We start from the raw sequence: 19,110 nt of genomic DNA, 5'->3' as shown, positions 1-19,110 counted from the left end.
GCGCCGATCTGCAATCTCGTCCCGCTTTACACAGCCCGCGCAAAATGTCCGCGCGTGAATGCGCCATCGAGCAGCGTACGGGAGGCCGAGCCCACGGTGGTCGCTCCAGAAGCCAGCGCATCGAGCGCTTCACGATAGGCGCGGACGAGGGCCTGCACCGGATCGCCGGGGACGTTGAACACCATCTGGTATCCACGAATGCCCTGAGACCAGAGCGCCGGAAGATACTCGGAGCCGTCGATGGGGCGGGAATGCAGCAACCGGTTGCGACAGGCGCTGTCGGTGGCCACGCCGAAGGTGTAGCCCGCCGGATCGGTGAGCGACACCTGCGGGTGTTTCTGCACGCAGAGATCGCGGCACGTCGTCGGTACCCGATCGAAGGCCGCACTCAGCACGCAGTGTTCGATGGTCATGCCCTCCGGACGACCGTACACCAGTACGTCGAAGCCGGCACCGCCCCAGGGCGCGACCAGCATCTGCAACTCGTCCACCGTGAGCTCGATGGATGCCACCACCCGCGATGCACCGAACTCGAACATCGTGGCCGCGGTGTGCTGGTTGAACACGTTCGTGGCGTAGTCGGCAATCACATCCCGGGTGGCGCCGAATTCATGCATCAATCCGAGATGCCCGCTCAGCAACGGCAGCTCGAGTGCCAGCCACGGCGCGATCTGCCGCCGCTCTTCAGGACGCACGATGGTGGGTGTCCGGAGACGCAGCCCAATGCCCTGCTCGGCGAGTTCATCCCGCAGCGCGATGACGCGGCTGCGCGGGGGCGCCGGATGCCGCAGGAATGGATCGAACACGATTTCCGTCGCACCGCCCGCCGCGGCTTCGCGCGCTGCCGCGAGATCGTACACGATCGCCCGCAGGGCATGAGGTGTCTCGGCAGGGACCGCCGACGGAACCATCGGCGGAACGATCGGCATCGTGTCCGCCGCGATCGGCACATGGGCGACACATTCTTCGATTCGTGCCGTTCGCACGGCCGCATCGCTGAGTTGTGCCCAGCCCAGTTGCTGCTCGAGTTGTTCCACGGCGTCCTGACGCAGGCGATTGAGCTCGCTCACCGGCAGGAAAAGTCCTTCCCCCAGACCGGTGATGTCCACCGCGCCCAGTTTGAAGGGGGTGCCGCCCAGGCGACCCAACTGTTCGCGCAGTTGCGTCATGTCCAGCGCGCGCTTGCTGGCCGGCGCGAGCATCACCTCACCACGCACCGTCACCTCGATGTCCCCCGTTCGCCACAGCGTCTTGAGGGGACCACCGGCATGACCGAAGCAGCGCACGTCAACCCGTGCGAGTCCCACACGATCTGGCACGGACACATTGGCGTACGACGCCTGCGCGTTGCTCAACAGCGTCACATCGCTGGTGCGCACCACACGCCAGCCATCCGCCACGCGAGTCGGACGGAGGCCGCTGCGCACGGTGATCACCTGGCGATGCAGGCGCTCCCCGGCATCCTCCGCACCATCACGGGTCCCAACGGTGCGCACGCGCTGCACGGTGCCGCCGATGCTCGCGGCGGATGCGGGCTCCGGTGATTCGAAACCCAGCCCGTCACCAACGGCCAGGGGACGCGTCACCTCCACCACGAGATCACCACCCTCCTGCCCCACCACCGTGCCGATCGTGAGCCCACGATTGTCCGGTTGGGTGCGCGTGATGTACTCACGCCCCTGCCGCCCACCGTACATGCCACCGGTGTTGCCGCGGCTGAAGATCTGCACCAGCGGCTCCACCTCTTCGATGGAAGGCGCGCGTCCCTCTTCACCGCGGGCGATGCCATCGAGCCAGCCCCGATAGGCTTTCGTGACCGTGGCCACGTATTCGGGCTTCTTCTTGCGGCCTTCCACCTTGAGGCAGCCGATGCCCAGCTTCGCGATGGCCTCGAGATGATCGTGCGCCGCCAGGTCCTTCGTGCTGATCAGGTACCCGGTGTCGAGTGTCTCACCCGTCAGGTCGTCGTTGAGCGTGTAGTCCTTGCGGCACGATTGTGCGCACGACCCGCGGTTGGCGGAACGTTCACTGATCATGCCCGACATGAAACACTGTCCCGAATACGAGATGCAGAGCGCACCATGCACGAAGGTCTCGAGTCCGAGATCGGGCACCGCTTCGCGAATGGCCCGGATGTCCTCGAGCGTGTTCTCGCGGGCGAGCACCACACGTTCCAGGCCCAGCTTCTGCATCACCTGCGCACCGGCGACATCGTGCACCGTCATCTGCGTGCTGCCATGCACCTCGAATTGCGGATACACCTGCTGGATGAGGCGCACCACGCCAAGGTCCTGCACGATGGCCGCATCGATACCACGATCGATGCACTCGCCCAGGTAGCTCAGCGCTTCGTTCAGCTCATGGGGTTTGATGAGCACATTGAATGTGAGATACACGCGCACCCCGCGCGCATGCGCGATGGCGCAGGCCTGCCCCAGTTCGTCGAGCGAGAGCTGCGCGCCTTCATCCCGGGCATTGTACATGGACGCCCCGAGGTACACGGCGTTCGCGCCATTGGCGACGGCCGCGCGGACGGCATCGAGCGTACCGGCAGGGGCAAGCAGTTCAGGGATGTGACGATGGGGCATCCTCTGAATCTAGCGGATTCCGGTATCCCCGAGGAGCGGCGGGACGGCACCGGTCTGTGCCGTGGGCACTCCCCCGCCGTTCCCGCTACTTCATCATCACGTCCGGCCCCATCGGCACATTGCCGAGCGCCTTGTTGATGGCGATATAGCTGGTGTGCAGACGGCCCTCCGCCGCCATCGCATAGCGGCGCGTGCGCAGAAAGAGCCGCCGGCTCTCGAGGACCGCCGTGTAATCGACGATGCCCGCCGTGTATCGCGCCTGCATGAGGTCATGGGCATCGGAGGCGTTGCGCACGCTCCCCCAGAGCCCTTCCGCGCGTTGCCGCTCCGCCGTGTAGGCGTTCACGGCATCATCGATGTCCCGCCATGCCCTGAGCACCGTCTGCTGGTATTGCACCGCGGCTTCCTGCTGCTCCAACTCCCGCAGTTGCACCACGGCCCGGCGCCGGCCCCGGTCGAACAGCGGCAGGTCGAGGCTCGGACCCACCGACCAGGTATGGCTTCCCCAGTCGGCGAATTCGCCGCGCAGATAGGATTCGTAGCCGAAGCGCGCGCCGAGCCGGATGCTCGGATACAACGCCGCACGGGCGATGCCGATGCCCGCCGTCGCGCGCCGCAGGCGGGCTTCGGCCGCGCGGATGTCGGGTCGACGCAGCGCGACCTCCGAAGGCAGTCCGAACGCCAGATCGGGGAGTGGCATCTGGATATCGACATCGCGGGCGGCGAGCAGATCACGCAGGGCGCCGGGGCGTTCGCCCAGCAGCGCGGCGATCTGGTTGGAGATCGCCCCTTCCTGTGACAGCAGGAGCGACAATTGGGCCCAGAGGGTGCGGTCGATCTGCTGTTGCTCGAGCGCCAGCTGATCGCGTACACCACTCTGCACCTGCGCCTCGGTGATTTCCAGGTGCTCCTCCAGCACCGCGGCCTCCTCGCGCACCAACTGGATCTGGCGTTGGGTGACGCGCAGGTCGACGTAGTTGCGACCCACGTCACTGACCAGGGAAAGCCAAGCCATTTCCAGCAGGGCCTTCTGCTGGTCCACGTCGGCATCGCCGGCCTCGATGGACCGACGTGTCCGGCCCCACAGGTCCAGTTCCCACGACGCATCGAAGCCGGCCTGATACAGTGTGAACGGTTCACTCAGCAGTTCCACCAGCTTCGAGCGATTGCCGCCGATGGCGTCGATCATGCGGGTACCGGCGCCATACTCGCTCTGCCGCTGCCCGGTGACCCCGGCGCCCAAGCCGGCCTGCGGCCCGCGTTGCGCCGCCACGATACCGCGCTGTACGCGAGCCTGGGCAAAATGCAGCGCCGCCGTGCGGAGATCGGGGCTCGCGGTGAACGCGCGCTGTATCAGGCTGTCCAGCACGGGGTCATGGAAGGCGCGCCACCAGTCGACGCGCAGCGGTTGTGCGGTGACCGTCTCGTACAGCGTCGAGTCCGTGCTGCGCCAACTGGTCCAGGTGTCGGGGGCGACCGGCGTGGGTTTCACGAACTTCGGGCCCACCGCACACCCTGTGGCCAGCACGACGAGGGCCGCGCGCCCGAGGGCGCCGATGCGCGATGGGCAATGAAGGCTACGAAGCAGAGCAGTCATGGTGACGCGCATGATCAGGACATCCGGTTGCGGAACAGCCACGCCGCCAGCGGCAGCGTCACGGCGGCGAGCACGAACAACGGAATGAACGCGGGCCAGACCTCGGCGAGTCCTGCCCCTTCGAGATACACCCCACGCACGATGCTCATGCCGAAGCGCAGCGGATTGGCATACGTCGCGACCTGCAGCACCCGCGGCATGTTGCGCACCGGCGTGAGCAATCCGGACAGCAGCATCAGCGGCATGATCAGCAGGAAGGTGTAGAGCATCGCTTGCTGCATGCTCATCGAGAGCGCCGAGATGGAGAGGCCCACGCCCACCACGGCGATGTTGAAGGTGAGTAGCCCCAGATAGAGCAGCCCCACCGATCCGTTCATCGGGATCCCGAACCAGAACCGGATGATCAGGAAGATGATGGTGGACTGCAGCAGTCCCACGAGAATGGCCGGCAGTGCCTTGCCGATCAGGATCTGCATGGGCGTCAGCGGTGTCACCAGCAACTGATCGAACGTGCCCTGTTCGCGTTCGCGCGCCACGGACAACGCGGCCAGCAGCAGGGTCTGGATCATGCTCAGCGCGGCGATCAGTGCCGGCATCAGATTCCAGCGCGATTCGAGGTTGGGATTGTACCAGGCGCGCCGTTCGATGGTGACCGCGGGAGTGTTCGCTGGCGTACCGCCGCTCCGTGCATCACCGCCCAGCGTGGCGTTGTATCCGGCCACAATCGCGCCCACGTAGGCAGACGCCGCGCCGGCCGTCGAGGAGTTCCGGCCATCGAGAATCACCTGCAGCGGAGCGCGCTGGCCCGCCGCCAGCCGCACCTCGAAATCGGATGGAATGCCGATCACCATCAATGCCTTCCCGGCGTCGATTTCGCCGGCGATCTGACTGGATGACGTCAGCGTGGCGTCGCGCACGAACACCCCGGTGCCATCCAGTCGGGCGAGCAGGGCGATGGACGCCGCGCTCCGGCTCTGGTCCAGCACCGCGTACGGCACATGTTTGAGATCGTACGTGGCGCCGTACCCGAACAGCAGCCCCTGCAGCAATGCCGGCGCCAGCAGGATGGCGCGACTGGACGGCTCCTTGAGGATCGCCCGCAGTTCCTTGACGATCAGCGCACCGATCTGGGCCATCGTGGCCACGAAAGACGACGGCATCAGTCGAGTCTCTTGCGCAACGTTCGCTGCGTCGCCCAGGCCAGCACCACCGCATACGCCGAGAGAATGATGGTGCTGCGCAGAATCGCCGACCAATCGTTGCCGGCCAGGAACAGGGTCTTGATCAGACCCATGAAATGGGTGGCGGGCAGCACATGACTCACGACCCGGATGGCCATCGGCACGTTGCGCAGATCGAACACGAACCCGGACAGCATCAACGCCGGCATGAAGCTGGCCACCAGCGCGATCTGACTGGCCTGGAACTGGTTGCGTGTGACACCGGAAATGAACAGTCCCAGCAGCAGTGAAACCGTGAGGTACAGCATCGAGATCAGATAGATGATCGACAGCGACCCGCGAATGGGCACGTGAAAGAGAAACCTCGCCGCCAGGAGGCACAGGACGAGATCGATGGCGCCGATCACGAGGTACGGCACGAGTTTGGCCAGCACGAGTTCCATCGGCCGGACCGGTGTCACGAACAACGCCTCGAGGGTACCACGTTCCCATTCCCGCGCGATCAGCAGCGAGGTGAGGAACGCGCCGATCAGCGTCATCACCAGCACGATCAATCCGGGCACCAGATACCACGTACTGATGCCGGCCTCGTTGAACCACATGCGCTGCACCACCTCGACGCCGCCCATGGCGAACGGCTTGTTGCCTGCCCGCTCGACCTGTCGCTGCGCCCAGGTGCCGATCGCGCCGCTGACATATCCTTCCACCGTCTGCGCGGTGCTGGAGTTGGCGCCGTTGAGCACGAGCTGGATGCGGGCGTCTCCGGCCGCGAGACGACTCGGAAAATCCACCGGAATGCGCACGATGGCGTCGACGTCACCGGCGCGCAGGCGCGCCTCGGCGTCGACCATGCTGGTCGTCCACACCGGCGTCAGGTAACTGGTGCCCTGGAGCCCATCCACCACGTCACGCGCCACGGGAGACGTGTCTTCGAGCACCACCGCAACAGGTGCGTTCTTCACGTCGAAGGACAGACCGTACCCGAAGAGCAGAATCAGCGCTGCCGGCAGCAGCAGTCCGACGGCCATGTTGCTCCGGTCGCGCAGCATCTGCCGCACTTCCTTGCGCAGCAACGCCATGAAGCGCCTGGTGAAACCGGCGGTGTTCATGTGGCGCTCGTGACGGTGTTCATGTCAGCACTCTCCCAGCAGGACGCGAACCGTTCGCCCGGCCCTGTTCGACGATGGCAATGAAGGCCTGGTTCATGTCCGTGCTGCCATCACCCCCGGCCTGTTCACGAACCTCCTGTGGTGTGCCAAGGGCCAGCACCTTCCCGCCATCCTGGATGGCGATGCGGTCGCAGTATTCCGCTTCCTCCATGAAGTGCGTGGTCACGATGATGGTCACGCCACTCTGCGCGAGTGTGGTGATGGTGCGCCAGAACGCCCGGCGGGCCAGTGGGTCGATGCCGCTCGTGGGTTCGTCGAGGAACAGGATTTCCGGCTCGTGCAACAGGCCGGCAGCCATGGCCAGGCGCTGTTTGTAGCCGGTGGGCAACAGCCCGCTGACAGCCCTGGGCTCGAGGCCGAACTGATCGATCATCGCAGCCACCCGCACGCGCCGGGTCTCACCGTGCAATCCGTAGGCGCCGCCAAAGAACTCCAGGTTCTCGCGCACGGTCAGATTGCCATACAACGCGAATTTCTGGGAGACATATCCGATGCGTCCGCGGGCCTTCGCGCGAGCCGTGCGCAGATTGAGCCCCGCCACCTCGAGATGCCCGCTGGTGGCCGGCAGCAGGCCGCACAGCATGCGAAAGGTCGTGGTTTTCCCTGCGCCGTTGGGCCCCAGCAGCCCGAAGATCTCTCCCCGGGCCACGTCGAACGACGTGCTGGCCACGGCGGTGAAATCGCCGAACTTGCGCACCAGATCGCGCACGACGATCACCGGCCCGCTGTCGTCGGCGCTGGTTCCGGCGCTGGCCCTGACCCGTGCACCTTCTGGAGCGACGCCAAAAGCAACAGTCGGAACCTTCGCGGAAGTGTCGGATGGAGCGCTCCTCTCCTGATGCTGGCGCAGCAGCATCATGAAGGCGTCCTCGAGTTCCTCCGGTCGTGCCTGGTGTGCGATATCGCCCAGCAGTGCGTCGAGTGCCTGCTCATTCGTCTCGGGACGCCGGATGAAACACACCGCCCCGCCCCTGGGCACCGCATCGATGATCAGCGCGTCGGCGTCGATCAGATGCGCCTGCAGATTGCGCGCGGGCACACCCACCGGCGGCGTCGCCGTGAACGTCAGTCCGTGGGCACGTGCGGTGAGCGCCGCCGGTGTGCCGTCGGCCAGCAGGCGGCCTTCATGCATCACGAACACCTGCGCGCAGCGTTCGGCTTCGTCCATGTAAGCCGTGCTGACGATCACGCTCAGGTTCTCGTCGTCGACGAGCTGTTGCACGATGGTCCACAGGTCGCGCCGCGACAACGGGTCCACGCCTACACTGGGCTCGTCCAGCAACAACAGATCGGGTGAGCGCACCAGTGTGCAGGCCAACCCCAGCTTCTGCTTCATGCCGCCCGACAGATTGCCCGCCAGTCGATCGGTGAAGCGGGCCAGGTCGGTCATCTCCAGCATGCGCGCGAAACGTTCACGACGCACGTGCTGCGGAACGCCATGCAGATCGGCATACAGGTCGAGATTCTCCTGCACGCTCATGTCCTCGTACAACCCGAAGCGCTGCGGCATGTAGCTGATGCGGTCCTGCACCGCCTGCGGATCGTGAGCCACGTCGATACCCAGCACATGCAGACGACCGGCGTCGGGCCGGAGCAGCCCCGCCATCATGCGCAGGAGCGTGGTCTTGCCTGCCCCATCCGGCCCCACCAGCGCTGTCAGTTCACCCGCCCGCACGGTGAGCGACACGTTGTCGACGGCGAGCAATGGGCCGCCGCTCGGCGCGGTGAACACCTTGCGCACACCCTCGGCGGCGACCGTGGAATCGGCGGTGCTCATGTTTGGCTCATGTTTCGCTCATGTTCCGTTCATGCGTTGCGCATCACTTCGCGGCAGCGCGCGTTACATGAACCGTCGCCGGTTGCCCCAGACGCAACACATCCCCAGGGTCCTCGACCAGCACACGCACCTCGTAGACGAGACTGGTACGCAGTTCCTCGGTCTGCACCGACTTGGGTGTGAATTCGGCCACCGACGAGATGTATCCCACCTTGCCCATGATCGGCCTGTCGGGCTGTCCATCGGTGACCACGCGCGCCGGCATGCCAGACGTGATCCGGCCGAGGTCGGGTTCGCCCACGTAGACACGCACCCACTTGGGCTGTGTCAGTGCCAGCGCGAAAACCGGCTTCTGTGGTGTCGCCATGTCGCCGGGTTCGAGCAGACGCGAACGGACCACGGCATCGGCCGGTGCTTCGAGTTTGCCCTGCGCGATCTGATGTTTCAGCAACGCCAGTTGCGCCTCCGCCGCCTGAAGTTGCGCCCGGGCACCGGCCACATCCTCGGCACGCGGTCCCAGTTCTGTGAGACGCAGGGCGTCCCGTTGCTCCGCGACCCGTGCGTCGGCCACCTGCAGCGCCCGGGCGGCGTGATCGAGGTCCTGTGCACTCACGCCACGTCCCTGCGTGTTGCCGGCAAGGATCCGCAGCCGTTCGAAGTCGGCCTTCGCACGGGCGGCGTCGGTCTCCGCCGCCGTCACCCGACTGCGGGCCTGGGACAGCTCCTGAGGACGCGATCCGCTGCGCAGCCGCGATACGACTTGCCGTTGCACTTCGACCAACGCCTGCGCCTGTTCGGCCTGCAGTGTCAGTGTGCGGGTGTCCAGTTCCGCCAACACCGTCCCCGCCTTCACATGATCCCCTTCCTCGGCGTGCAGACTCGCCACGCGTCCGCTGCCTTCGAAAGCCAGGGCGATCTGGCGGATGTCGACATTGCCGTGAAGCACCAATTCGTCCGTGTTGTCACGGTCGCCGAGGAGACGCCACGACGTCCAGGCGGCGAGCGTCACCGCGGCTACGGCGACGAGGAGTATCAGAGGCTTCTTCATGGTTTCGATGGGCTCGACGGCGTATCGACAAATACATCGGGCGCGCTTCGGTGAGTTTTGGGACGTCCGCGAGTCTGAAGGGCGCCCTGCGGGCGCGATACCGGCAGGATGAACAGCAGATCAAAGCAGGATCAGTCCGGGTATGCCGACGTCCTCATCGTGTACTGGGAACTATCCTGCTTTGATCTGCTGTTCATCCTGCTTGTATCGCCGCCGCAGGCGGCCCCTCACGCTCACGAGTCACCCGAGACCGACCGAAAGCCGAGACCGGCCAATCCGCCTGCCGATCCCCCTCCGCGATTTCCGGTGGACTTATATTAAATTGAATTTAATATTCGTTTGAAGTCAAACCCGGGCGGAGACTCCACCGGGATGAACCAGCTCACATCGTTCGCGAGGACTCCATTGCAGATGCGCAGAGCCGCTCGGGCAGTTCGCACGGATGGTGAAGCGACCCGGGCCCGCATCCTGGAGGCGGCGGGAGAGCTGTTCGCTGCGTCGGGGTTCGCCGAAACCACGAACAAGGCCGTCGCGGCGAAGGCCGGTGTGGACCTGGCCTCGATCAACTACCACTTCGGCAGCCGGAGTGGCCTCTATCAGGCGGTTCTGGCGGAGGCGCATCGCCGGGTGATGGACCTGGCCGATCTGCAGCGGCTCGCCCTCACGCCGCTCCCGGCATCGGACAAGCTCCGCATGCTCATCGATCAGTTGGTGAGACGGGCGACCAGTGATGCGGACGGGTGGCATCTGACCGTGCTGGCGGGAGAGATTCTCGCGCCGTCCTCACACATTCAGGTGCTGTTTCAATCGGAGGTGTCCCTGAAGATTCCGGTCGTAACCGGCATCCTCAGTGAGGTCACCGGCATCCCCGTGGATGCGCCGGCCATGCTGTTGTGCCTGCTCAATGTGGCCGCACCCTGTCTGCTGCTGGTGATCGGCCGGCGCGGTATCCCCGGGCCTCCGCAGGCGATTCTGAAAACGCCGCACGACAGGATCGTGGAGCACCTGCATCGGTTCGCCATCGCGGGACTGCAGGCGATCGGCCGCGACTATGCCGACGCCGCGGCTCAGCGCGGCGTCGGCTTGTAGAATCGCAACAGCAGGGCGATCGCCACCAGCGCAATGCCCACCCAGCGCACCCATTCGATACCGGTGCGCTGAGCGATCGTGAAGGCGATAACGCCGATCAGGATCAGGGCGATGCGAAGACGCAGCATCATGTGAACGCCGGCAGACCTGCGGCTGCGGCTTCGGCGTCGGGCACGTCGATCACCAGACGCAGCAGCGCGGTGGAGTACACCTTGCCCTGTGCGTCGGTCTTGAGCGACAACGTGCCGCCGCCGTCCAGCGCGCCGTGCAAGAGGAAATTGAGCGCCTTGAGATTGGGCAGCTCGAAGCGCACCACATCGCCGGTGATCTGGCCGGTGAAGTGCTTCGTCACCGCATCCTTGGTGACGTACTTGTCGAGCACGGCATACCACTCGGGCTTGAGCGCGATGATGCCCACGTTGGCCGTGTCACCCTTGTCGCCGCTGCGGGCGTGCGCGATATCGAGAAGACGGACTCGCATGCGTTGTTACTCCACGATGGCTACAGCGGTGGACACGGCGCGCTTGTCGAGCAGCGCGGGCCAGTAGGCCACGATCTCTTCGACCTTCGGGCGGCCGCCGGCAAAACCGGTCACACTCGGCGGGCCATTGAGCACCAGCGGCGCGATCTCGCGCGCGAAGCGCTCGATGGACGCCTTGTCGCCGCCACGCACGCCGATGCGGTACTGCACTTCCGGCGCCTCGCGGCCGTCACCGGCCAGCGAACCATGGGTGGCCGTCGCGCCCACGAACTCACTCAGCACCTGATCGAACTTGAGGCCAAGTCGGTCCAGACGCTCACGCAGCACCCGATCGGCGACCTGCGCCTTCTCCATGGCGTCGGGCCACGAATACACCAGCGTGCCCACGGCCTTGTACCCCGAGCGATAGGCGATGGACACCTTGAGGAACGGCGTCGGCGGGCCGCCGGTGATGCCATGCACACGCACGCGATTCTCGCCGTCCGCTTCCAGCTGGATGCTCGTGAAGTCGGCCACCACGTCGGGCGTGATGTACGCATGCGGATCCCCCATCTCGTACACGAGCTGCTCCGTCACGCTCGGCACACTCACGCGGCCGCCCGTACCGGGATGCTTCGTGATGACGAACGTGCCATCGGCCCGCGCCTCGGCGATGGGATAGCCCACGTTCGCGAGATCGGGGATGTTGCGCCAGTCGTGCAGGCAGTTGCCGCCCGAACACTGCGCCCCACATTCGAGGATGTGTCCCGCCACGATGCCGGCGGCCAGCCTGTTCCAGTCGTCCGCCGCCCAGCCGAATTCATGACGCAGCGGCGCCATCGTGAGCGCGGTGTCGGTGCTGCGCCCCGTGACCACCACGTTGGCGCCGCGCTGCAACGCCTCCACGATGGGAGTGGACCCGATGTACGCATTGGCCGACAGCACCCGGTCGCGGATGGTCGACAGCGGCTCGTTGGTGTCCATGTTGCGAAGCTCATGGCCCGCCGCCAGCAACTCGTCCAGACGATCGAGGATGTCGTCGCCCGTCACCACGCCGATGCGGATCTTGCCGCGTACACCGTGTTTGCTGGCCGCTTCCAGCACGGCGTCGGCGCAGGCGTTCGGGTTCACACCGCCCGCATTGGCGATGACCTTCACGCCACGATCGGCCACGGCCGGGAACACACTCTCCATCGCGCCCACGAAATCGCGCGCATATCCCATGCGCGGATCGCGTTCCTTCTGCTTCTGCACGATGGACATCGTGACTTCGGCGAGATAGTCGAGCATGAGGTAGTCGACCTGACCACCTTCCACCTGACGACGCGGGGCTTCGAGCCAGTCCCCCCAGAAGCCCTGACCGCTGGCCACGCGAACCACGCGGCCGTTCGATTCCTGCGACATCACTGCGCTCCGTAAGTTGGCATCGGCGGCAGCACGAAGGCGCCGAGATGCGGACCAGAATTCTGCGACGCCGCGCGGAGCGCGAGCGCCAGCATGGTGCGGGTGTCTTCGGGATACACGATCGTGTCGACGAAGCCTCGAGCCGCCGCGTAGCGGGCATCGAGCTGCGTCTCGTAGTCGGCGCGCATGGCCGCCACGGCTTCCAGCACTTCAGGCGACGGCTGCGTGCCCGCCTTTTTTGCCGCATCGAGCGCGGGCCCATGCACGGCCTGCACGGCGGCTTCGCCTTCCATCACCGCCATGCGCCCCGTGGGCCATGAGAAGATGAAGTCGGGATCGAAGCCCTGCCCGGCCATCGCATAATAGCCTGCACCACTGGCGTGGTTCACCGTGAGCACGATCTTGGGCACACGGGCACAGGCCATCGCTTCCACGAAGTGCGCGCCGGCGCGGATGATGCCTTCGTGTTCGGCTTCCGGTCCCACCATGAAGCCCGACACGTCCTGCACGAAGATGATCGGAATGCCCTGCTTGTCGCAGCGCTCGATGAAATACGCGACCTTCTCCGCACTCTCGGCGTAGATGATGCCGCCGAAACGCGGCTTTTCGCCCGGACGGCCTTTGATGAGTCCCCGCTGATTGGCGATGATGCCCACCGGGATGCCTTCGATGCGGGCATCACCGCAGATCATCTCCTTGGCCAGGTTCCCCTGGAATTCGTCGAGCTGACCTTCGTCGAGCACCGCGCGCAGCAACGCATGCATGTCGTATTGCATGCGATGATCGGCCGGCAGCAGATCGTACAGTGTCGACGGCGGTTCGGCCGGCGGCCGCCAGGCGCTCTGCGTGGAGGCCGGTGGCTGGGGCAGTCGCGCCACGAGTTCCCGCAGCTTGTCGAGACACGACGGGTCATCGTCGAGGGCGTAGTGCGCCACGCCGCTGATCTCGGTGTGGGTGATCGCGCCGCCCAGCGTTTCGCCGTCGATGGTCTGCCCCGTCGCGCCCTTCACGAGATTGGGGCCTCCCAGTCCCATGAACGACGTACCCTTGACCATCAGGATCACATCGCTGAGCGCGGGCAGATAGGCCCCACCCGCCACACACTGTCCCATCACCGCGGCGAGCTGCGGGATCCGCAGATAGCGCCGCATGATGGAGTTGTAGTAGAAAATGCGCGCCGCGCCGTACTGTCCCGGAAACACGCCGCCCTGATAGGGGAGGTTCACGCCGGCCGAGTCCACGAGATAGATGATCGGGATACGGCAGCGCATCGCGATCTCCTGCGCGCGCAGGGTCTTGGTGATGGTCTCGGGCCACCACGAGCCGGCTTTCACCGTGGCGTCGTTGGCCACGACGACCACTTCCCGTCCTTCCACGATGGCGATGCCCGTGATCACACCGGCGCCGGGTGCCTGACCGTCGTACTTGTCGTGCGCCACGAGCAGGCCCACTTCGAGAAACGGCGTGCCCGGATCGGCGAGACGCTCCACGCGCTCACGGGCCGTCAGTTTTCCCTGTTTGTGCTGTCGTTCGATCTTGTCGGACCCACCGCCAAGTCGGAGCTGGGCCTCGAGTGTCCGGAGCTCTTCGGAGAGCTGGCGAAGACGGCTGCTCACGAGTTCTGCTGCTCGCGCGCCGCGAACCATGTGCGGATGTAATCCACGAGATCCTGGGTGCTGGTACCGGGGCCGAACAGACGCGCGATGCCCTGCGCATTGAGCGCGTCCATGTCTTCCTTGGGAATGATGCCACCACCGGTGAGGAGGATGTCCTCCCGACCGGCTTCGATCAGCAGGTCGCGCACACGGGGAAAGAGCGTCATGTGCGCACCGGAGAGAATCGACAGTCCCACGACGTCCACGTCTTCCTGGATGGCCGCCGTGGCAATCATTTCCGGCGTCTGATGCAGGCCGGTGTAAATCACTTCCATGCCGGCGTCGCGAAGCGCGGCGGCAACGACCTTGGCGCCGCGGTCATGGCCATCGAGGCCTGGCTTGGCCACCAGCACACGAATCGGTCGAGTCATCGGTTGGCTGACAGAGTGGGGCCCGGAGACGAGCTGAGAGGAAAGAACCGGTCAACGGAGGCCATCACCCGAGCCACTCGGGGACAGCCTTCCAACTTACTCAGCCATCCTTACGCGCCACCAGCAGCATTTCGCTCGAAGTGCGCGTGAGGGGGCGGTCGGTCCAGCTGTCATAGGCCCCTTCCACCACGAGGCCGACGTCCCGCAGGCGGCTGGCCAGCTCGGAGGCCGTGTACAAACGGATACGGTGCGTCCGCTCTCCATCACCGGTCGGCCCTCGCCACGTGGACGTGATCTCGAGAAAGCCCGACAGCGGATCGAAGCGCCGCTCCTGGCCGAACATCGTGCCGTCGGCGGTGCTCCACCAATCGCGGGACAGAAACTTCGCCATGACTCCATCCCGGGCCCCGCCGTGCCAGATGAGCACCCCGCCCGGCTTGAGCACGCGCGCGAACTGCGCCAGCACGCGGAGATCGTCCTGCGGACTGTCGAAGAAGCCGAACGACGTGAAGAGATTGACCACGGCATCGAAACGTCCCGTCCAACGGGGCGGCAGAGCGCGCATGTCACCCTGCGTGTAGCGCAGGGTCCGGCCCGTGCCGCGCTTGCGGGCCACGGCCAGCAATGGCTCGGAATAGTCCAGACCATCCACGTCGAACCCCGCCTCGGCCAACAGATGCGCATGCCGCCCCTGACCACACGGACAATCGAGCACGCGTGCGCCGGAAGGCAGCGCCAGCACATCCATCAGGCGCGAGACTTCCCGGCGGTCCTGCACGAGATCGAACAGCGGCTCGTATTCGTGCAGGTATTGCGCGTCGAAATGTGTTTGCCACCACGGCGTGTGCACGGTGCGATTCCCAGTGGTGTTCGTGCTGGTGCGTCTCTTGCCGCGCGTGTTGCCGGTCTTCGTATCGTTGTCCGTGCCGCTCTTCGGCGCACGCGAGGTTTTCCGGCGATCGGTCATGGGGTCACGGGGGTGTAGTGCGCGCCGGTGAGCAGACTGCCGCTCTGCGCCCGCAGCATGTCGGCCACGGTGAACGGCACGAGGGAACCATCTTCGAGGCGATCGAGTTGTGCGTCCAGCCAGGCGAGTGTCGCTCCGTCGCGCCAGAGTCGTTGCCGGATCTGCTGCTCCACGATCTCCATGACCTGCTCGCGCAGGCGCATCCGGCGACGGAGCCGCAGTTCCCCGCTCTGCTCGAGATGACGGAAGTGGCGGTCGAGCGCCTCGATGATCTGCGTGATGCCCTGATTCTCCGCGGCCACCGTCTGCAGCACGGGTGGCACCCAGGTGCCGGCCGTTTCCGCGGAGGTATCCGCGGGCACGTTCGCACCTTCACGACGCCGCAGGGGTTTCCCGCTACCCGCCCGCAATCCGAGCATCAACTCGATGTCGTGACGCAGCCGGTCGGCACCCGGGCGGTCGGCCTTGTTCACCGTGAAGACATCCGCGATTTCCATGACGCCCGCCTTGAGTGTCTGGATGGAATCGCCCGACTCGGGCACCAGCACCACCAGCGTCGAATCGGCGGCCCGTGCAACATCGAGTTCACTCTGCCCCACACCGACGGTTTCGATGAGAATCACGTCCATGCCGAACCCGTCGAGCACATCACACACTTCGCGCGTCGCCGTGGCCAGACCGCCCAGCGATCCCCGCGTCGCCATCGAACGGATGAACACACCCGGATCGAGGGCGATGTCTTCCATGCGGATGCGGTCACCCAGCAGTGCACCGCCGGTGAAGGGCGACGTGGGATCGACCGCCACGATGCCCACGCGCAACCCCTGTTCGCGGTAGATACGCGCGAGACGGGTGGTCAACGTGCTCTTGCCCGCGCCCGGCGGACCGGTGAGCCCGATGCGACGCGCGCGGCCCACCAGCGCATGCTGCGCCGCGAGGATCTGCTCGAATCCGGGGCGATGATTCTCCACGATACTGACGGCACGCGCGAGCGCCGCAGGTGTGCCGGCCCGGAACTGCTCCAGCAGACGCGTGATCGCCGTGTCAGTCGGTACTGTCGTCATGCTCATCCCGGATGTCTCCCACCAGTTCCTCGAGCAGATCCTCGAGTGTCACCATGCCGATCGCGCGGCCTCCCTCCGCCATGCCATCCTGCACGATCGCCAGCTGGCGCCGTGCCCGGAGCAGTTCGAAGAGCAGTTCGTTGGCCGGCCGGTCGGGCACCGTGCGGGTGACCGGCAACAATGGCGGCATCGACTCTCCGCGTCGCTTGAAGATGTCGATGACGTGCACCATGCCGACGATCTGATCCGGCTCTCCACGATACACCGGCACGCGGCTGTAGCCGGATTGCGACACGCGCCGCGCCAGTTCATCCGGTGCCAGACCGTCCGGCACGGCGAACAACTCCGCACGCGGACGCATCACATCGCGTACAGTCTTGTCACCGAATTCGATGACGCCCGAGATGATGGCCATCTCCTCGGTGGTGCTGATGTCGTCGAACGCGCCGTCGCGCAGCAACTCCTCGAGTCCATCACGCGCATCGCTGTCCTGGTCGGTGCCCCGGGGCGGAGAAACCCAGCGGCGCACCGTGTACGCGATGGCGTGGAACGGGGCCAGCGCCAGATCGACCAGACGCAGCACGGGCACCATGACCGGCACGATGACCGGCGCCCAGCGGCGGCCGATGGCGCGCGGCAGCAACTGTCCGAACACCAGCAGCAGCACCAGGAACACCGCCACATCGCCCACGAACGTCCACGCATTCAGTCCGTCGGTCATCGCGATCAGCGCGCCCGTCGCGAACACCACCAGCATCGCGGCCGTTCCGGCGGCATGCACCAGACGGGTGGGACGCTCGAGATAACGCGCCATCGCACCCACGCCTCCGGCGCGATGTTCGATCCAGTGACGCAGCCAGAGGCGGCTCACCGTGCGCACGGCGGTGGCGCCCAGCGTGAGCACGGCCATGACACCGACCGCGAGGAACATCAGCAGTCCGGTCATGTGGGCGACTCCGATGTCGTCGTGTCATCCGGATCAGCCGCAGGCAGTCGTTCGAGAAACACGCGCTCGATCTTGCGGCGCACCACACGTTCCACGATCGCCCGGAAGGGGCCGATGGTGAGCGATTCTCCGGCGCGTGGCACACGTCCGAGCAACTCGAGCACCAGTCCGCCCACGGTCGAGACGTCGTCACGCGCGAAGTCATGACCCAGCGCCGCCGAGAGATCGTCGAGCGTGAGACGGCCCGGCACCCAGTAGCGCACGCCCTCTTCACTCTCCACGACACGCTCTTCGTCGTCGTACTCGTCGCGGATTTCGCCCACCAGTTCCTCGAGCACGTCCTCGATGGTGACCAGACCTGCCGTGCCTCCATATTCGTCGGCGACGATGGCGATGTGCCGGCGCGCCTGCCGGAACTCCCGCAACAGATCGGCGATGCGCTTGGACGCCGGAATGAACACGGGCGAACGCATCAGCGAAGGCCACCCGTCCGATGGCTCTTCGTCGGCAAGCACGGCGGGCATGAGATCCTTCACATACAGGATGCCCACGATCTCGTCGATGGATCCGTCGTACACCGGGATGCGCGAGTGCTGGGCGCTGCGCACGCGGTCGAGCATCTCCGACCACGGGGTTTCACGCTCCACGCCGGTGATGTCCACGCGCGGCACCATCACCTCTTCCGCAGTGGTCTCGCCAAAATCGAAAACGCCGAGCAGCAGCTCGCGTTCATCCCGCGACACATCGGCCTCGGTGGTGACGACATCGCGGAACTGCGCCGCGGCCTCCTCGCGTCGTTCGTGCGTGGCGTCCACTTCTGGCACGATCTCGGCGAACATGCCATCGAGCCAGTCACCCAGCAGCATGACGGGGCGCAGCAGCCACTCGATGAACCGGGTCACGCCGCCGAGGCGTCTCGAGGCATTGGCTCCCAGTCCGTCACCCACCACGCGCGCCACCGATTCGGCGAGCAGCACGGTGGTGAGGCCAAGCAGGATCACCGAGATGGCGGTTTCGACGGTGGGTTGTTCCACCAGATCGAGGGCGACGGCGATACCGCTGCCGGCCGCGAGATGGCCGATCACCCGGGCAAACGCGAGCGCCCGATGTGTGCGTTCGCGGGCCGAGGCACTGCGGGGACCGTGCGAACCGGATTGCGCGGTGGGGACGGCGTCCGCTCCGTTGGAACGGTCGGCGACATGCGCCGGGAGCGGCAGATCGGCGAGCAGTGCTCCATCGGCAATGGCGGCGACGGCGGCCAGGACAGCACCGGTGCCGGCGAGTCCCCACGCAACGAGACTCATACCCTGGGGGACGGAGGCATCCAGAAGCGCTCGAGGAGCTGCTCCTGGCGTCGCCACATCGGCGAAGTCATGCGGGATTCGTCTTCGGGATGCTCCCAACCGCAGGCGTGCAGGGTGCCGTGCACGACGAGTCGGGCCAGTTCCTCCCGCACACCCACGCCATGCGCCCGTGCCTGCGCGCGGGCCACATCCGGGCAGATGTAGATGTCCCCGATCACCGCGCCGTCGGGGCCCTGCCCCAGCGCGAACGTGATGACATCGGTGGGGCCCGTGTGCCCGAGATGCCGGCGATTGAGCGTGGCCATGGCGCGTGACGTCACGAAGGTGATCGACAGCATGGCCCGCGCCACTTTACCGGCACGCAGTACCTGGCGTGACAATTCGGCCAGTCGCGCGGAGGCCACGGGAATGCGCACGCCATCGCACTCGACGGCCACGGCGCGGGGTTCGGGTCGTGGCATCGCCACGCGTCGACTTCGGGCGGGCGTCA

The 19,110-nt window shown here is 65.9% G+C and carries 17 protein-coding genes; 1 reads left to right on the top strand and 16 read right to left on the bottom strand.

Features of this window, described 5'->3' with window-relative positions; translation table 11 throughout:
- Positions 1 to 26 precede the first annotated feature (26 nt).
- From WG208_RS06900 to WG208_RS06875, 6 genes are all read right to left on the bottom strand, one after another.
- The gene (locus tag WG208_RS06900) at positions 27 to 2,588 is read right to left on the bottom strand and encodes a DUF3656 domain-containing protein (RefSeq protein WP_337170603.1); all 2,562 of its coding nucleotides are present in this window, start codon (positions 2,586 to 2,588) and stop codon (positions 27 to 29) included.
- 85 nt (positions 2,589 to 2,673) lie between these two features.
- Positions 2,674 to 4,185, bottom strand: a complete 1,512-nt coding sequence (locus WG208_RS06895) for an efflux transporter outer membrane subunit (protein ID WP_337170602.1) — start codon at positions 4,183 to 4,185, stop codon at positions 2,674 to 2,676.
- Between the two features lie 14 nt (positions 4,186 to 4,199).
- Positions 4,200 to 5,345, bottom strand: a complete 1,146-nt coding sequence (locus tag WG208_RS06890; protein ID WP_337170601.1) for an ABC transporter permease — start codon at positions 5,343 to 5,345, stop codon at positions 4,200 to 4,202.
- Entirely contained in the window at positions 5,345 to 6,475 is a 1,131-nt protein-coding gene (locus WG208_RS06885; protein WP_337170600.1) for an ABC transporter permease, read from the bottom strand. The genes WG208_RS06890 and WG208_RS06885 overlap by 1 nt, the downstream gene beginning before the upstream one ends.
- Positions 6,476 to 6,494: 19 nt before the next feature.
- Positions 6,495 to 8,312 carry an ATP-binding cassette domain-containing protein gene (locus WG208_RS06880; RefSeq protein ID WP_337170599.1) on the bottom strand — a complete coding sequence of 606 codons (1,818 nt, stop codon included), beginning with the start codon at positions 8,310 to 8,312 and terminating at the stop codon, positions 6,495 to 6,497.
- Between the two features lie 43 nt (positions 8,313 to 8,355).
- A complete protein-coding gene (locus tag WG208_RS06875; RefSeq protein ID WP_337170598.1) occupies positions 8,356 to 9,360 on the bottom strand; it encodes an HlyD family efflux transporter periplasmic adaptor subunit in 1,005 nt (334 codons plus the stop codon).
- Between the two features lie 411 nt (positions 9,361 to 9,771).
- On the opposite strand from WG208_RS06875, the gene WG208_RS06870 reads away from it, so the two are divergent.
- Positions 9,772 to 10,449 carry a CerR family C-terminal domain-containing protein gene (locus WG208_RS06870; protein ID WP_337170597.1) on the top strand — a complete coding sequence of 226 codons (678 nt, stop codon included), beginning with the start codon at positions 9,772 to 9,774 and terminating at the stop codon, positions 10,447 to 10,449.
- Here the strand turns inward: WG208_RS06870 and WG208_RS06865 are convergent.
- From WG208_RS06865 to ybeY, 10 genes are all read right to left on the bottom strand, one after another.
- Positions 10,428 to 10,580: a hypothetical protein gene (locus tag WG208_RS06865; RefSeq protein WP_337170596.1), complete on the bottom strand. Its 153-nt coding sequence runs from the start codon at positions 10,578 to 10,580 to the stop codon at positions 10,428 to 10,430. The two genes, WG208_RS06870 and WG208_RS06865, sit on opposite strands and share 22 nt — an antisense overlap.
- Complete coding sequence (locus tag WG208_RS06860) at positions 10,577 to 10,930, bottom strand: hypothetical protein (RefSeq protein ID WP_337170595.1); 354 nt, start codon at positions 10,928 to 10,930, stop codon at positions 10,577 to 10,579. The genes WG208_RS06865 and WG208_RS06860 overlap by 4 nt, the downstream gene beginning before the upstream one ends.
- A gap of 6 nt (positions 10,931 to 10,936) precedes the next feature.
- Positions 10,937 to 12,313 (bottom strand): acyclic terpene utilization AtuA family protein, encoded by a 1,377-nt coding sequence (locus tag WG208_RS06855; RefSeq protein ID WP_337170594.1) that lies wholly within the window; start codon positions 12,311 to 12,313, stop codon positions 10,937 to 10,939.
- Positions 12,313 to 13,929 carry an acyl-CoA carboxylase subunit beta gene (locus tag WG208_RS06850; RefSeq protein ID WP_337170593.1) on the bottom strand — a complete coding sequence of 539 codons (1,617 nt, stop codon included), beginning with the start codon at positions 13,927 to 13,929 and terminating at the stop codon, positions 12,313 to 12,315. Before WG208_RS06850 ends, WG208_RS06855 begins: the two co-directional genes overlap by 1 nt.
- Entirely contained in the window at positions 13,926 to 14,339 is a 414-nt protein-coding gene (locus WG208_RS06845) for a cobalamin B12-binding domain-containing protein (RefSeq protein WP_337170592.1), read from the bottom strand. The genes WG208_RS06850 and WG208_RS06845 overlap by 4 nt, the downstream gene beginning before the upstream one ends.
- Before the next feature lie 100 nt (positions 14,340 to 14,439).
- Positions 14,440 to 15,306, bottom strand: a complete 867-nt coding sequence (locus WG208_RS06840) for a class I SAM-dependent methyltransferase (protein ID WP_337170591.1) — start codon at positions 15,304 to 15,306, stop codon at positions 14,440 to 14,442.
- Positions 15,303 to 16,376, bottom strand: a complete 1,074-nt coding sequence (meaB, locus tag WG208_RS06835; protein ID WP_337170590.1) for a methylmalonyl Co-A mutase-associated GTPase MeaB — start codon at positions 16,374 to 16,376, stop codon at positions 15,303 to 15,305. The genes WG208_RS06840 and meaB overlap by 4 nt, the downstream gene beginning before the upstream one ends.
- Entirely contained in the window at positions 16,351 to 17,316 is a 966-nt protein-coding gene (locus WG208_RS06830) for a CBS domain-containing protein (RefSeq protein ID WP_337170589.1), read from the bottom strand. Before WG208_RS06830 ends, meaB begins: the two co-directional genes overlap by 26 nt.
- Positions 17,313 to 18,620 carry a hemolysin family protein gene (locus tag WG208_RS06825; protein WP_337170588.1) on the bottom strand — a complete coding sequence of 436 codons (1,308 nt, stop codon included), beginning with the start codon at positions 18,618 to 18,620 and terminating at the stop codon, positions 17,313 to 17,315. Before WG208_RS06825 ends, WG208_RS06830 begins: the two co-directional genes overlap by 4 nt.
- Positions 18,617 to 19,081 (bottom strand): rRNA maturation RNase YbeY, encoded by a 465-nt coding sequence (gene ybeY, locus WG208_RS06820; protein ID WP_337171252.1) that lies wholly within the window; start codon positions 19,079 to 19,081, stop codon positions 18,617 to 18,619. Before ybeY ends, WG208_RS06825 begins: the two co-directional genes overlap by 4 nt.
- Between the last annotated feature and the right edge of the window lie 29 nt (positions 19,082 to 19,110).

Origin of the sequence: Gemmatimonas aurantiaca (genome assembly GCF_037190085.1) — a bacterium.
Lineage (GTDB): Bacteria > Gemmatimonadota > Gemmatimonadetes > Gemmatimonadales > Gemmatimonadaceae > Gemmatimonas > Gemmatimonas aurantiaca_A.
This window is presented reverse-complemented; position numbering and strand designations above follow the sequence as displayed.